This window comes from Ochrobactrum quorumnocens, from assembly GCF_002278035.1.
Classification (GTDB): Bacteria; Pseudomonadota; Alphaproteobacteria; order Rhizobiales; family Rhizobiaceae; genus Brucella; species Brucella quorumnocens.
Window position 1 is genome coordinate 1,109,207 of the sequence record NZ_CP022604.1, and the last position, 13,735, is coordinate 1,122,941.

Below are 13,735 nucleotides of genomic sequence, written 5' to 3' on the forward strand. Positions count from 1 at the left end.
GCCTGCGGGAACAGGCCGACGTTTCGAGAAAATGATTTAACGCGAAAAAAGCGTCAGGATCGGCAAATCATTAAGCATCGCACGGGTCACGCCACCAAAAACGAGTTCACGGAGCCTGGAGTGGCTATAAGCCCCCATGACTAAAAGGTCTGCACGTTCTGCAATAATATGCTCACGCACCACATCCTGTGCATAACGATTATGCGACGGAAGCGGAGTTATACTGATGTCCAGCCCATGACGCGACAGAGCCTCAGCAAGCTCGCTTCCAGCAAGTGCTTCGTCTTCGCCTTCGCGTTCTGGCGGATCGACCCAGATAATTTCAGTCCGCCTTGCATGCTTCATCAGAGGGAGAGCATCAAAAGTCGCACGCGCCGCCTCACGCTTGCCATTAAACGCCACAACGATGCGATCCAGCGCCTCCATCGTGTGAACTGGTGCATAGGGCACCAACAATACTGGACAGCTGGAGTTAAACACCAGTGTATCAGCAGTTTCATCGTTGGTTGCGGGATCGTCTGGGTCAGGTTGACCCGCCACGAGCAATTCCGCACCCAGACATGACGTCAGAACACCATCAGCTGCGGTCCCTGTTTCGGAACGGGTAACGCGAAATTCGTGATTGGCACCCTGACGACGCATCTCTTCTTCGAAAAGGTGCTTTAGACGCTCCGATATTTCCTTATGCTGCTTGTCATGCAGCTCAAACATGCCCGGATCAATGAATCCGTTGGGATCGGCATACACAACAGGAGAGGGAACAGAGTAAAGTCCGATGACGTGCATGTCAGGCATTCTGCGCATCAAAAGCGCAACTGCAGACAAAACCCGCTTCAACTCGGCTTCACTGCGGGAATAGGCGACCACCGTCTTGTAGGACATATCAGTTCTCCTTCCGGCTATATTTCCATTTTATCATATAGAGCATTTCCGGCAAAAGTGTTTCGCGGTTTTGCATTGGATAATGCCTAGAAACAGATAGTTAGAGCTGCTCAATGATCTCCGCTTTAATTCAGGCTGCTCCCTGCGTTTGCAAGGTGATGATCATCGCTTCGATTGCACTTACAGCAAGATCGATTTTTGTCTCATCGCTGCCCCGAACAACCAGCTCGGTGCTAAATCTACCGTTCTCGAATTTCGGATAAGAACCAATGATCGTTTCAGGATTTTCCTTCTGGATCGCCGTAAGCGGCGCACCAATGACGCCTTCGCCAAACGGGCAGGGAACAGCCTTCGACAAAAGTTTGCGCCCTGTTTTAAGCGTCGGCAGAACATTATCGAGCATCGCCTGAAATACCGAAGGTACGCCAGCCATGACATAGACATTGCCGATATGAAAACCGGGGGCTGTCGAGACAGGGTTATCAATATGTTCGGAGCCTTGCGGCATGCGAGCCATACGCTTGCGTGAATCGGTGAACTCCAGCTCACGCTTGGCGTAATTCGCGGCAAGCATTTCCATTGCCTTTTCATCATAAATGCAAGGCACTTCAAAAGCGCGTGACACCGCGTCTGCAGTTATGTCGTCGTGGGTTGGGCCAATGCCGCCTGATGTGAAAACATAATCGAAACCGGGGCGCAAAGCATTAAGAGCCGTAACTATGGCGTCTTCATCGTCTGGAACAATGCGAACTTCTTTGAGATCAATGCCAGCAGCAGTCAGCACATCAGCCAGATGTCCAATATTCTTATCTTTCGTGCGTCCTGAGAGAAGTTCATCGCCAATTGCAAGCATTGCAGCCGTAACGGCTCGCTGCGGGGTATTCGTCATGCCCAGACTCCATTCTGTGTCTTCACAGTTAATCCCCGGCAGACACATGCTGCAACTGATTTTCTCTGCGTTTCAAGCTGGAATCCTCTTGCAAGGCGAGATGCGCGATTATTCGTTTTGCAATAACTTATTTGAGCCGAATTCGTTGCCAGCGATTTGTTGAATTTTTCGGGAACGCTCTTTCATAAATTTCCACTGTCATCAAAACCAGTTGTTACAAGTGCTGGAAACGGCTTGAATTTGCTTCACAAATCATGACATACAAACTCTCATGCTGCGGTCGTGGCGAAATTGGTATACGCAACGGACTTAAAATCCGTCGCCTTTTAGGCTTGCGGGTTCAAGTCCCGCCGACCGCACCACCATTCCTATCGGTATATACATTTGAGTATAAAACACTACCATTTTACTCATGTTTTGCGTTTCAAGCTTGTTTGCAGCGTTAAAGCCATGTAGCCATGCGCAAATACCGCAGGAAATGCAGAAAGCTGAACAATGACCGCCTTCGTTAAAGCCGTAGCTCAAGCTGAAAGTGCAATGCGTGCGCTCTTTCCAGAGACGCCTTTGCAGCTCAATGACTATCTTTCGCGAAAGTACGGTGCGGAAATTTGGCTCAAGCGCGAAGACCTCACACCTGTCCGTTCCTATAAGATACGTGGAGCTTTCAACTTCATTTCGCGTGCCGTAAAGACAGCTGATGAAAAAGCTGTGTTCGTATGCGCCTCGGCCGGCAACCATGCGCAAGGCTTTGCCTTTGCCTGCCGCCATTTTGGCCGCAAGGGCGTGGTTTTCATGCCTGTCACAACGCCACAGCAGAAAATCGACAAAACCCGCGCATTCGGTGCGGAGTTTATCGAAATCAAGCTTATCGGCGATATTTTCGATGTCTGCTATGCGGCCTCGCAAGAGTTTGCTGAAGCCCAAAAGGGCGTGATGGTGCCGCCCTTCGACCATACAGGCATCATCGAAGGGCAGGCGACTGTAGCACTCGAAATCGAACGACAGCTGCCAGACAATAAGAAGCCGGATTTTGTATTTTTGCCCGTTGGTGGCGGGGGCCTGTCTGCAGGCGTAACCCAATATTTTTCAGCGCTTGGCTGGAAGACTGCCTATCGCTTTGTCGAACCACAGGGTGCGGCTAGCCTGAAAGGCAGTCTTGAAGCTGGCAAACGGATCAAGCTTACTGAGGTCGATAATTTCGTCGATGGTGCAGCTGTTGCAGAACTTGGAAAAGAAAACTTCAAGCTTCTCAAAGAGTTCGATAAAAACGTTGTCATTACAGTTCCGGAAAACCGTTTGTGTTCAACGATCATCGAGATGCTCAACATCGAGGGTGTTGTGCTGGAGCCTGCTGGTGCGCTCGGAATTGATGCACTGAAGGATTTCAAGAAAAGCGAACTCAAAGGCAAGCGTATTGTCATTGTCGTGTCGGGCGGAAATTTTGATTTTGAACGCCTGCCAGATGTTAAAGAACGGGCACTTCGCTATGAAGGCCTGAAGAAATACTTCATTTTCCGCTTCCCGCAGCGTCCGGGTGCGCTTCGTTCGTTCCTCGATCTGCTTGGCCCTGAAGATGACGTTGCACGCTTTGAATATTTGAAAAAGTCTGCGCGCAATTTTGGTTCAGTGCTGATTGGCATCGAAACCAAAGACGCTGGCAACTTCAAGATTTTGGAAAAGAAGTTTGCAGAAGCAGGCTGGGCTTATCAGGATATTACAGACAATCAGGTGCTTGCTGATTTCATCATCTGATTGGTGTTCAAACAGAAATCATTTGCTTTTTTGGGAAAAGCACCCCATATGGCGGCCTAGGCGCATGGGCTGAACTATTTCAGCTCTCCCGGAATCGGACTCGTTGCGTCTCGCCTCTTGCAATCAGAATGGTCTGAGAGCAGGGGAGACCCGGCTGGTTTCGGGCACGGCAGCGCAAGTCGACCGGTGTTTTCCGGCGTCCCGTCGTATCATCACAAAATTCCCCTTCGGCAAGTTGCGCTTGTCCGAAATTTTAGAGCGGACTGCTATTAAGCGGTGCCGCCGAAAGAGATTGAATTGACTATCGAAACTATTGGCGAAAACACCGGCGGCTTTGCCGCTCTGGGTGTCACGGGCGTTTTGCTTAAGGGCGTTGAAGCCGCTGGCATGACCGAACCAAAGCCTATTCAGACACAGGCCATTCCGCATCAGCTGGAAGGCCGCGATATTCTGGGTATTGCTCAGACCGGCTCGGGCAAAACCGCTGCATTCAGCCTGCCTATTCTCCAGAAGATCATTGCACTTGGCGACAAGCGCAAAGGCAAGACTGCGCGCGCGCTGATCCTTGCACCGACACGCGAACTCGCTGTGCAGATCGAAGAAACGATCCGCACGGTTGCCAAGCAGGCGCATGTTTCAACTGCACTTATTCTCGGCGGTGTGTCGCGACTGAGCCAGATCAAGCGTATGCAGGGCGGCGTTGACGTTCTCATCGCAACGCCAGGCCGTTTGACAGATCTCGTACGCGAAAATTGCGTTGATCTGTCAGAAACCCGCTGGCTGGTTCTCGATGAAGCCGACCGCATGCTCGACATGGGCTTCATCAATGATGTGAAGCGCATTGCCAAAGGCACGCATAAGAACCGCCAGACAGCTCTGTTCTCGGCAACCATGCCAAAGGAAATCGCAACGCTCGCACAGAGCCTTCTGCGCGATCCTGTACGGGTTGAAGTTGCACCACAGGGTACAACTGCTGCTGAAATCACGCAGGTCGTGCATCCGGTGCCTACCAAGGACAAGCGTCGTCTTCTCTCAGGTCTGTTGTCGGATCAGACTCTGAAGTCGGTTATCGTCTTCACACGCACCAAACATGGTGCCGATGCTGTTGTTCGCCATCTGGAACGCGATGGTTTTAATGTTGCAGCTATTCACGGCAACAAATCGCAGAATGCCCGCCAGCGTGCGCTGAATGGCTTCCGCGATGGCTCATTGCGCATTCTGGTTGCAACCGACATTGCAGCACGCGGCATCGACGTTCCGGGTATCAGCCATGTCGTCAATTACGACCTGCCAGACGAACCGGAAACCTATGTGCACCGTATTGGTCGTACTGGCCGTAACGGCGCAAGCGGCGCTTCGATCACGCTTTACGATCAGGCAACGGAAGATTCGAAGCTCCGTGCTGTTGAACGCGTCACGCGTAACAAGCTGACGATCAAGGAAGCTCCGGTTAAGCTTGCACCAGCACCGGCAGCAAGAGCTGACGACGACCAGAAGCCACAGCAGAACCGCAGACCCGGTTCGCATAGCGTGCCGCAGAAGCACCGTCGTCCAGCAAGCAAGATGGCGCAAAAGTCCGGTGAACATCGTGCAAATCCTGCTGCCAAGCCAGCCGCTGGTGAAGGCGCTGCAAAGCCAAAACGTCCATTCCATCGCAAGCGTCGCGATGGCGGTGGTGGCCAGCGCGTAGCTTAATTTTTAGAGCGCATCCCGAAAAGTGTGAATCGGTTTTCGGACAAGATGCGCTCAAGAACAAATAGTTGGAGCGTTTTCCCTGATTTAGAGAAATTTCAACCGCTCTAAGTACGACTTTTCTTTAAAACCGCCCTTAACGGGGCGGTTTTTTCGTTATGGGCATGTTTATGAGTTTGCAGTTGCAAAACTTGATGGAAAATTATTTCAGACTTGCTTGAAGATAAGCATGCTTCCTCATAGTTTCCTCTCAACCATAGGGGATAGAAGCTATGCTCAATTCGGTACTCGACGCTATCGGCAACACGCCACTGATCCGTTTGAAGAAAGCTTCAGAAGTCACTGGTTGCGAAATCTACGGCAAAGCTGAATTTCTGAATCCCGGCCAATCGGTTAAGGATCGTGCGGCGCTTTACATTATCCGCGATGCTGAGAAACGCGGGCTTTTAAAGCTCGGTGGCGTAATCGTCGAAGGCACTGCGGGCAATACAGGCATTGGTCTTACAATGGTTGCCAAGGCGCTAGGCTACCGAACGGTGATCGTTATCCCGGAAACGCAAAGTCAGGAAAAGAAGGACGCTTTGCGCCTTCTGGGTGCGGAACTGATCGAAGTTCCCGCCGCTCCTTATCGCAATCCCAACAACTACGTGCGCCTCTCAGGTCGCCTTGCAGAACAGCTCGCCAAAACCGAGCCGAATGGTGCCATATGGGCCAATCAGTTCGACAATATCGCCAATCGCTTGGCGCATGTCGAAACCACTGCGCAGGAAATCTGGCATGATACCGGCGGTAAGGTTGATGGCTTTGTATCGGCTGTCGGTTCCGGTGGCACGCTTGCAGGCACAGCTTTCGGGCTAAAAGAGAAGAATACGAGCATCAAAATCGCTCTTGCTGATCCGCACGGCGCTGCACTTCATTCGTTTTACACGACAGGTGAGCTGAAATCCGAAGGTGATTCCATCACTGAAGGCATCGGACAAGGGCGCATAACGGCCAATCTGGATGGTTTCTCACCAGACTTTTCCTATCGCGTTTCCGATGCCGAAGCACTCGATATCCTATTTGACCTGGTCGAGGAGGAGGGGCTTTGCCTCGGTGGCTCATCAGGCATCAATATTGCTGGTGCAATCCGCCTTGCAAAAGATCTCGGGCCGGGCCACACCATCGTGACCGTGCTGTGCGACTATGGTAATCGTTACCAGTCCAAGCTGTTCAATCCGACTTTCCTGCGTGGCAAAGATTTACCGGTGCCGGGCTGGTTGGAAGCGAAAACCGAGATCGACATACCGTACGAGGGATAATCATGGCATATGAGACTGAAGCTCTGTTCCGCGAAGATGCATATCTTAAAACCGCGGAGGGTTCAGTCGTTGCCCTGACCGAAACGGGCGGAATTATTCTCGATAAGACCAATTTCTATGCGACTTCTGGTGGTCAGCCGGGCGATACCGGTTTTTTTGAGCGCACCGATGGCTCACGCATTGAAATTGCGGCGACTGTCACAGGCGAAAGCAAAAGCGAAATCATCCATATTCCAGTAGACGGGCAGACTGGGCCGGCTATCGGCGAAAAGCTTGCTCTGAACATTAACTGGGATCGCCGACATAAGCTGATGCGCATGCATACAGCCTGTCATCTGCTGTCCGTTGCTTGTCCATTTCCGATTACCGGCGCATCGGTCGGTGAAGAGGAAAGCCGTGTCGATTTTGATCTGCCGGATGCAAGCTACACCAAAGAGTTCGTAACAGAGAAACTGATGGAAATGGTGAAAGCCAATGATCCGATCAGTCTGCACTGGATAAGCGACGAAGAATTTCTGGCCAATCCTGATATCGTCAAATCGAAGAATGTGCGCCCTCCCGTCGGTGCAGGACGCCTTCGTCTGGTTGTCATCGGTGAAAATGGCAGTGTCGACTCGCAACCTTGCGGTGGCACACACGTTTCTGAAACGCAGGAAGTGGGTGAAATCCACATCGGCAAGATCGAAAAGAAGGGCAAGGAAAATCGCCGCTTCCGTATTCGATTTGGCAATGCACCGCAGGCTTAAAGCATTTGAGCCAAAAGTGCGAAGCGGTTTTACGTCGGATAGTACGTAAAAACAAATAGATAGAGCAGTTCCAACGGTTCAGTCTTAACTGGAGCTGTTCTGAATTCAGGAGCAATCATGTCGAACAAAAGTGCATTTGTTATCTCCCGCGATGATCTGAAGGCCAGACTGGGCGAACCAGGTCTCGCGATCGTGGATGCCTCCTGGTATTTGCCTGCGGCAGGGCGTAACGGGCGAGACGAATATGATGCCCGTCACATTCCCGGTGCTGTTTTCTTTGATCAGGATTTGATTGCCGACAAAGAGTCGGGGCTGCCACACACCTTGCCGTCGCCTGAGCTTTTTGCGCGCCATGTGGGTTCCATGGGCATAACCGCCGATGAAACTGTGGTCGTTTATGACGGTCCGGGCATGTTCTCAGCACCGCGTGTGTGGTGGATGTTCCGCGTCATGGGTGTGAAGAATGTTCTGGTGCTTGATGGCGGTTTTGATGGCTGGAAGGCAGCAAACTTTCCTGTAACCGATGAAGCAACAAAAATTGCAGCTACGCTTTTCACGCCTTCATTCAATGATGCGAAGGTTGTCAATTTTGCAGAAATGAGCAAAATCGTTGATGGACGTAGCTCCCAGATAGCCGATGCGCGTGCTGCAGGCCGCTTCACAGGCCGCGATGCCGAACCACGTGAAGGTATGCGTTCGGGGCACATGCCCGGTGCGCGGAATGTGTCAGTAGGTACTCTGTCGGAGAATGGCGAACTGAAAAGCCTCGATAGCCTGCGCGAAATTTTCGCCAATGCTGGTGTCGATCTTAAAAAGCCAGTCGTAACGAGCTGCGGATCGGGTGTAACGGCTGCAGTCATCACTCTTGCGCTGACATCCCTTGGTCATGAAGACAATCGGCTTTATGATGGTTCCTGGAGCGAGTGGGGCAGCAGGCAGGATACGCCTGTCGTGACCGGCGAAGCAGAATAAGCATGACGGAAAAATTGACGGCCAGAGTAACTCATCTGGAAATGACAGCGCGCCCAGCGCTGTCGGTTCCGGTTCCCTCTGGTTTGCGCCTCGCAATTATGCGCTCGACCGAAATGCCAGTGCATTTTTATCGTTATCTATATGAAAGAGTAGGGCGCCAACATCACTGGATGATGCGGCGCGTGCAAAGCGATGCAGAAGTGGCTGAGGCCATTCATGCAGAAACCACTGAGATCCACGTCCTCTATGCGGACGGCAACCCGGCCGGATTGCTGGAACTCGATCTCTCGGCCTTGCCAGTAACCGCTGAAATTCTCTATTTCGGGCTGGTTCCTGATTATCAGGGACGGGGAGTTGGTAAATTCTTCTTTAGTGAAGCCATTTCAACCGCCTGGTCGCACAGCCCGCAAAAAGTGGCCATTCATACCAATACGCTCGATAGCCCGCGCGCGTTACAGCTATATCAGAAAATGGGTTTTGTGCCCGTTGGCTGGTCCGAGGAAGAAGTCAAACCCTGGGAATAATTTGGACCGGTACAATTGGAGCAGCTCCTGCCAAAGCGTAGTCGTTAGAACCGCTTCAAAATTTTGCTCAAAATGCTTTAGCCTCTTGCCACTTCACGGCCATTGGTAATCGAAACCACAGACGCACTGGTGATACGCCCACTTTCCTCGTCGAAAACAACACAATTTCGTCCGCGCTGCTTCGCCATATAAAGACACCGGTCGGCGCGGCTTAGCACTTGGGAATTGGTTTCATTCTTAGGAGCAGATGCCACGCCGATGCTGATCGTCAGCGGATAAATTTGATACTCCGTGGCATGGAATGGCGTATTTTCTACTTCTGCGCGAATTCGCTGTGCCACCCGCATTCCTGTTTCACCAGTGGCGCCAGGAAGAAACACGCAGAATTCCTCACCACCAATACGCCCCACCAGATCACCTTTCCGGGTAACATTCTGAAGTGCAAAGGCAATCAGCTTGAGTGCACGGTCGCCGACGCTGTGCCCGAACGTGTCGTTTATCGCCTTGAAGTGATCGGCATCGATAACGAGAAGTGTTCCGCTCTCAATGCGCGAACGGCTGATTTTCATAGCACCAAACAGCGCTTCACGATTTAGCAATCCGGTCATGTGATCGACGCGAGAGCGGGCTTGTAATTCGGTGTGGGCTTTTTCAAGTTGCATATAGGCATCGCTGAGCTTGCTATGCTGCAAAAAGATATAAAGAAGCGAAGGGAAGGCCGTTATGGTCGGTATCACGACGCTGAGACTAATGGCGATAATCCCAGGCATGCCGCCCGAGAAAAATCCGACGGTCAGGCTGGTCCCGACGGAAAACAGGACTACAGACAACGTTATCAACGTTGCCTTCCATAAAGCCGCCTTCATACCGAACTCCCCAACCCCGACGAAGATGTTTTAAATGCCTGTCTCTGAACCCTCTATGAACAGACCTGATCTTTGTGGGCCTTATAAGAGGAATGCTTTGGCGAAGAAAGACGCGCGCCTGCACGGATGCAATTTTTTATATATGCGTGCCATTATTGACACAATCTAAAGTAGAGCGTCGCGAATATATTACCCATAGATTAGCTGAACGACAACTATCTTTAAAAGAAATAACAGAGATTGTAATTTTTAACATGTTACTAATGTACAATGTTAAAACGTAACAACACCCAAACAACAGAAGGACGCCCCTAGAGCGTCCCTCAATGTTCATTACGCTATATCGTCGGGCGACTGGTGGATTGAATTTGACGTTTGAATCCCGACCGATATTCACACTGTATCAAACGTCAAATTCGAAGAATCCACTAGATTTATAAACTTACTAGTGGTCGTTTTGATTCCGACATTTGTCCGATGCTTGTAGCCGAGTCTTGCAAATGTCGGAATCAGATCACTAGAAGACTGCGAGATATTTCAGGAGCGATATGATACCGATGATGATGACGATCACCTGAGCGATCTGTTTCACTTTCCCATCGAGTGGCAGCATATTGATGAGATACAGAACGAGAAAGATAACCAGAATTGTTATCAGCAGACTGATGAGGATGGACATAGGCAGTCGGACCCTTCCCGGAACGGCTTTTCTATACTCATTCGGCCGCGGTTCCTTCGCAACGCCGAACTGAACTTGGTAATCATGGGAAGCGAGGAATATTCCTTGGCCCCACACATCCCTGATCTCAATCATCTTCAGTTTGAAAATGATGTGCCGGTTAACGTTCCAATGAGAATAAGGTTCCAATAATTTACAAAGCAAAACGTCGGCTTACGCCACTGTTTACTAGAGCGTGTCGCGCTTAATCGCACCCATGGCGCTCGCTCTAGATTCTATTAAATGTCGCATGTTCGCGGGAGCTCAAATGGATCCATTTGAGCGCGACATGCTTTAGGTTTGTGATTTGAAACTATGCGCTATTTCAGCATAGACCCTGTTTGTTGGCGTCGGCTATGCCAGCTGAATGCTTCTTCAAGGAGGTGAGGGGTGTGCCCACCTCGGCTGCAAGCACGATCGAAATAATCATTAAGCTGATCGCGATAATCCGGATGAGCACAATTGTTTATAACAAGCTTTGCCCGTTCACGAGGCGCAAGACCACGAAGATCTGCCAGACCTTGTTCGGTTACCAGAATATCTACGTCGTGTTCGGTATGATCGACATGCGTCACCATCGGAACGATCGACGATATAGCACCGTTTTTGGCTTCTGATTTACTCACGAAAATCGAAATATAAGCGTTACGTGCAAAATCACCCGAACCGCCGATGCCGTTCATCATATGCGTGCCATCGACATGGGTCGAATTTACATTCCCATAGATATCGAACTCAAGAGCAGTATTGATACCGATAATACCAAGACGGCGAATGACCTCAGGATGATTGCTAATCTCCTGTGGACGTAGGATCAGCTTGTCGCGATAGCGGTCAATGTTGTTGAAGACGCGTTCGCCACAGGCAGGGCTCAATGTGATCGATGAACCAGAAGCATAATCGAGTTTTCCCGCATCAAAAAGATCAAAGGTGCTGTCCTGCAGCACTTCACTATACATGCGAAGATTATAGAACGGGCTATCTGCAAAGCCATTGAGAACCGCATTGGCAATTGTACCGATGCCCGCCTGTAAAGGATTGAGTGTCAGATCAAGACGACCTGCCTCGACTTCGTTCAAGAGGAACTGGATGAGGTGTGAAGCAATCGCAATCGTCTCACCATCCGCAGGCTCTACAGTTGAAGCGCTATCATTTTCCTGTGTGATGACGATACCGGCAATCTTCTCCGGCGGAATCGGGATGTATGGAAGACCAACACGGCTGTCGCAGGCTATAACCGGGATTGGATCGCGGGAAGGGCGCTTGGTCGGAATATAGATGTCGTGCAATCCTTCAAGCGCCAATGGCTGGTTCAGATTGACTTCAACAATGACTTTCTCGGCAAGAATAGCAAAACTTGCCGAGTTGCCGATGGACGTTGTGGGAATGATCCCACCATTTTCGGTGATAGCAAGTGCCTCGACGACAGCGTAATCAATGGGACCAATCTGGTTGGAACGCAGCTGCTCGACAGTTTCAGACAGGTGTTGATCGATGAACATGACTTCGCCGCGATTGATCGCTGCGCGCAAAGTACGATCCACCTGAAAAGGCATACGGCGGGCCAGCACATGAGCTTGCGTCAGCAGCTTATCGACATCGTGGCCCAGAGAGGCGCCGGTAATCAGGGTAATCTGAAACGGATCGCTCGCTGCACGTGCAGCCATTGCGAGTGGAACGGCTTTGGCATCACCTGCGCGTGTAAATCCGCTCATGCCGACAATCATGCCATCTTTGATCAGGCTTGCGGCTTCTTCCGCAGTGATAATCTTGTCACGCAGAGACGCGTTCCTGATACGTGCTTCCAACATGTAATCTACCTTCCTTGCAGACCGGCTTTAGGCCGGAAACAACGCTCTCCAGTACGCGCAACTAATATGAGCATGGTAGCCGGAGTCAGCGCATGCAGGTAATAGCGCATGCTGACTGCGATTACACGCATGCTTTGGTCTTAGATCGGCAATGTGGAATTACATCGCAAAACCGTTCCAAGGAATGATTTCAATCAAACCAAGCCAGCGCAACATGGCCGAAGCTATTCCCAACGCAATGATTTCAGGATAAATATAACGTTGTTGGCACCGTCCTTCTCATAAAAACACTGAAGCGCATTTCTTTCAGCAGCACCGTCTGACTGGGAATTGTGTCTTCGCAAGAAGAAGAGGTTATGCGATGAACGATATCGCTAATCAGAGTGTCGGTTTTGGCCGAATTGCGGTTATGATTCCGGTCAAAGAAATGGATGCGGCCTGTCAATTTTACTGCGGCGCATTAGGCTTCAAAAAAGTCTTTGAAAACGGAAACCCGGTGGGTTTCATGATCCTGAAGCGCGACGAAGGTGAATTACACCTCTCACTGCAAAAAGATCACAAAGCCGCGAATTTCAACATTGCTCACATGCTGGTGAAAGACGTCGATGCTATGTACGCAATTTGTAAGCGTCATGGCATGAGGATCATAAAAGGTCTGCAAGACAAAGACTACGGTTTGCGGGCGTTTGTTTTTGAAGACCCGGACGGCAACCGTATCGACGTCGGACAAAAACTTAACAATAACGAAGCAGAATGATGCTTTTTTTGTCGAATATCTAAACTGAAAGCGCTGTATTCTTTTCTGAGATCTAGTGTGCTAGGCAGGGCGGATAAGTCCTGCATAGCAATTTTATTATCGGCAGCGAGCTGTATAGATCCGTCCACGGCGATCGCGGTATTCACATTTACCGTTACGCAGGTTGCGAACCAGCAAACCACTAATAGCGCCAGCGCCCGCACCAATCAGTGCACCACGACCACCACCGGCAATTCCTCCAATAGCAGCACCCGCGACGGTGCCAATACTGACGTCCTTCTCAGTAGTCGTACAGCCTGTAATGATTAGCATTGCAACTAGCGCAATCGAAATTTTACCCATGAAACCCATCCTCTCCGTGTAGTGAACAAAATGCTCATGGTTAGGCCAATCCGGTTCATTTATGAGCACTTTAACATGAATGACATAAATCGGTTTTGTATCTAAGCGCCAATTCTTTCTGAAAGGAAATTTACCTGCCGTGAATTAGCAATAGTTTTGCAGCTAAAGTTGGGAACCTTCTTTAGCTGGTAGCATCAATTTGTATTGTTGCCGTTTCCTTACGAGAACGCCAACAATGAAGTTTGCAGTGCACCAGTGTGCTATTTTACGACGTTCATCTAGATCTATGTGCGAGTAGGCGTGTTGTATGAAGGCTTCTGGCATTGGATAACTCATTGTTATCATTTGCAAGTCGCACTTCAAACTAGAACCCATCCCGGCTATATGTCGTATCAATGCTGGGTAGAGATGCGACACCGGTGGCCAGATAGAAATGCGACACTTCTTGATGAAGGACGCAGCGCCAAGCCCCCGATCTGACCG

At 50.4% G+C, this 13,735-nt stretch carries 12 protein-coding genes, 1 tRNA gene and 1 pseudogene; 8 read left to right on the top strand and 6 right to left on the bottom strand.

Features of this window, described 5'->3' with window-relative positions:
* Positions 1-36: 36 nt before the first annotated feature.
* A complete protein-coding gene (locus tag CES85_RS14835; RefSeq protein WP_095446663.1) occupies positions 37-882 on the bottom strand; it encodes a universal stress protein in 846 nt (281 codons plus the stop codon).
* Positions 883-1,012: 130 nt separating this feature from the next.
* The gene (locus CES85_RS14840; RefSeq protein ID WP_095446664.1) at positions 1,013-1,771 is read right to left on the bottom strand and encodes a competence/damage-inducible protein A; all 759 of its coding nucleotides are present in this window, start codon (positions 1,769-1,771) and stop codon (positions 1,013-1,015) included.
* A 276-nt stretch (positions 1,772-2,047) separates the two neighbouring features.
* On the opposite strand from CES85_RS14840, the gene CES85_RS14845 reads away from it, so the two are divergent.
* From CES85_RS14845 to CES85_RS14875, 7 genes and pseudogenes are all read left to right on the top strand, one after another.
* Positions 2,048-2,133: transfer RNA gene (locus CES85_RS14845), tRNA-Leu, on the top strand.
* A 133-nt stretch (positions 2,134-2,266) separates the two neighbouring features.
* The gene (gene ilvA / locus CES85_RS14850; RefSeq protein ID WP_095446665.1) at positions 2,267-3,523 is read left to right on the top strand and encodes a threonine ammonia-lyase IlvA; all 1,257 of its coding nucleotides are present in this window, start codon (positions 2,267-2,269) and stop codon (positions 3,521-3,523) included.
* A gap of 69 nt (positions 3,524-3,592) precedes the next feature.
* Positions 3,593-5,218 (top strand): annotated as a pseudogene (locus CES85_RS14855) (DEAD/DEAH box helicase).
* 269 nt (positions 5,219-5,487) lie between these two features.
* Positions 5,488-6,516 carry a cysteine synthase A gene (locus tag CES85_RS14860; RefSeq protein WP_095446667.1) on the top strand — a complete coding sequence of 343 codons (1,029 nt, stop codon included), beginning with the start codon at positions 5,488-5,490 and terminating at the stop codon, positions 6,514-6,516.
* 2 nt (positions 6,517-6,518) lie between these two features.
* Entirely contained in the window at positions 6,519-7,262 is a 744-nt protein-coding gene (locus CES85_RS14865; protein WP_095446668.1) for an alanyl-tRNA editing protein, read from the top strand.
* A gap of 117 nt (positions 7,263-7,379) precedes the next feature.
* Positions 7,380-8,234, top strand: a complete 855-nt coding sequence (gene sseA / locus CES85_RS14870) for a 3-mercaptopyruvate sulfurtransferase (RefSeq protein ID WP_095446669.1) — start codon at positions 7,380-7,382, stop codon at positions 8,232-8,234.
* A gap of 2 nt (positions 8,235-8,236) precedes the next feature.
* The gene (locus CES85_RS14875) at positions 8,237-8,758 is read left to right on the top strand and encodes a GNAT family N-acetyltransferase (RefSeq protein WP_095446670.1); all 522 of its coding nucleotides are present in this window, start codon (positions 8,237-8,239) and stop codon (positions 8,756-8,758) included.
* Between the two features lie 77 nt (positions 8,759-8,835).
* Here the strand turns inward: CES85_RS14875 and CES85_RS14880 are convergent, their stop codons facing one another.
* The 3 genes from CES85_RS14880 to scpC all read right to left on the bottom strand — a co-directional run bounded on the left by CES85_RS14880 (position 8,836) and on the right by scpC (position 12,153).
* Positions 8,836-9,624 carry a GGDEF domain-containing protein gene (locus CES85_RS14880; protein WP_095446671.1) on the bottom strand — a complete coding sequence of 263 codons (789 nt, stop codon included), beginning with the start codon at positions 9,622-9,624 and terminating at the stop codon, positions 8,836-8,838.
* A 517-nt stretch (positions 9,625-10,141) separates the two neighbouring features.
* Entirely contained in the window at positions 10,142-10,303 is a 162-nt protein-coding gene (locus CES85_RS14885; protein ID WP_094539610.1) for a Thivi_2564 family membrane protein, read from the bottom strand.
* Between the two features lie 359 nt (positions 10,304-10,662).
* Entirely contained in the window at positions 10,663-12,153 is a 1,491-nt protein-coding gene (scpC, locus tag CES85_RS14890) for a succinyl-CoA:acetate CoA-transferase ScpC (RefSeq protein ID WP_095446672.1), read from the bottom strand.
* Between the two features lie 361 nt (positions 12,154-12,514).
* Between scpC and CES85_RS14895 the strand changes: the two genes are divergently transcribed.
* A complete protein-coding gene (locus tag CES85_RS14895) occupies positions 12,515-12,910 on the top strand; it encodes a VOC family protein (RefSeq protein WP_095446673.1) in 396 nt (131 codons plus the stop codon).
* Between the two features lie 96 nt (positions 12,911-13,006).
* On the opposite strand, the gene CES85_RS14900 is transcribed toward CES85_RS14895, so the two are convergent.
* A complete protein-coding gene (locus CES85_RS14900; RefSeq protein WP_095447905.1) occupies positions 13,007-13,252 on the bottom strand; it encodes a YMGG-like glycine zipper-containing protein in 246 nt (81 codons plus the stop codon).
* Positions 13,253-13,735 lie beyond the last annotated feature (483 nt).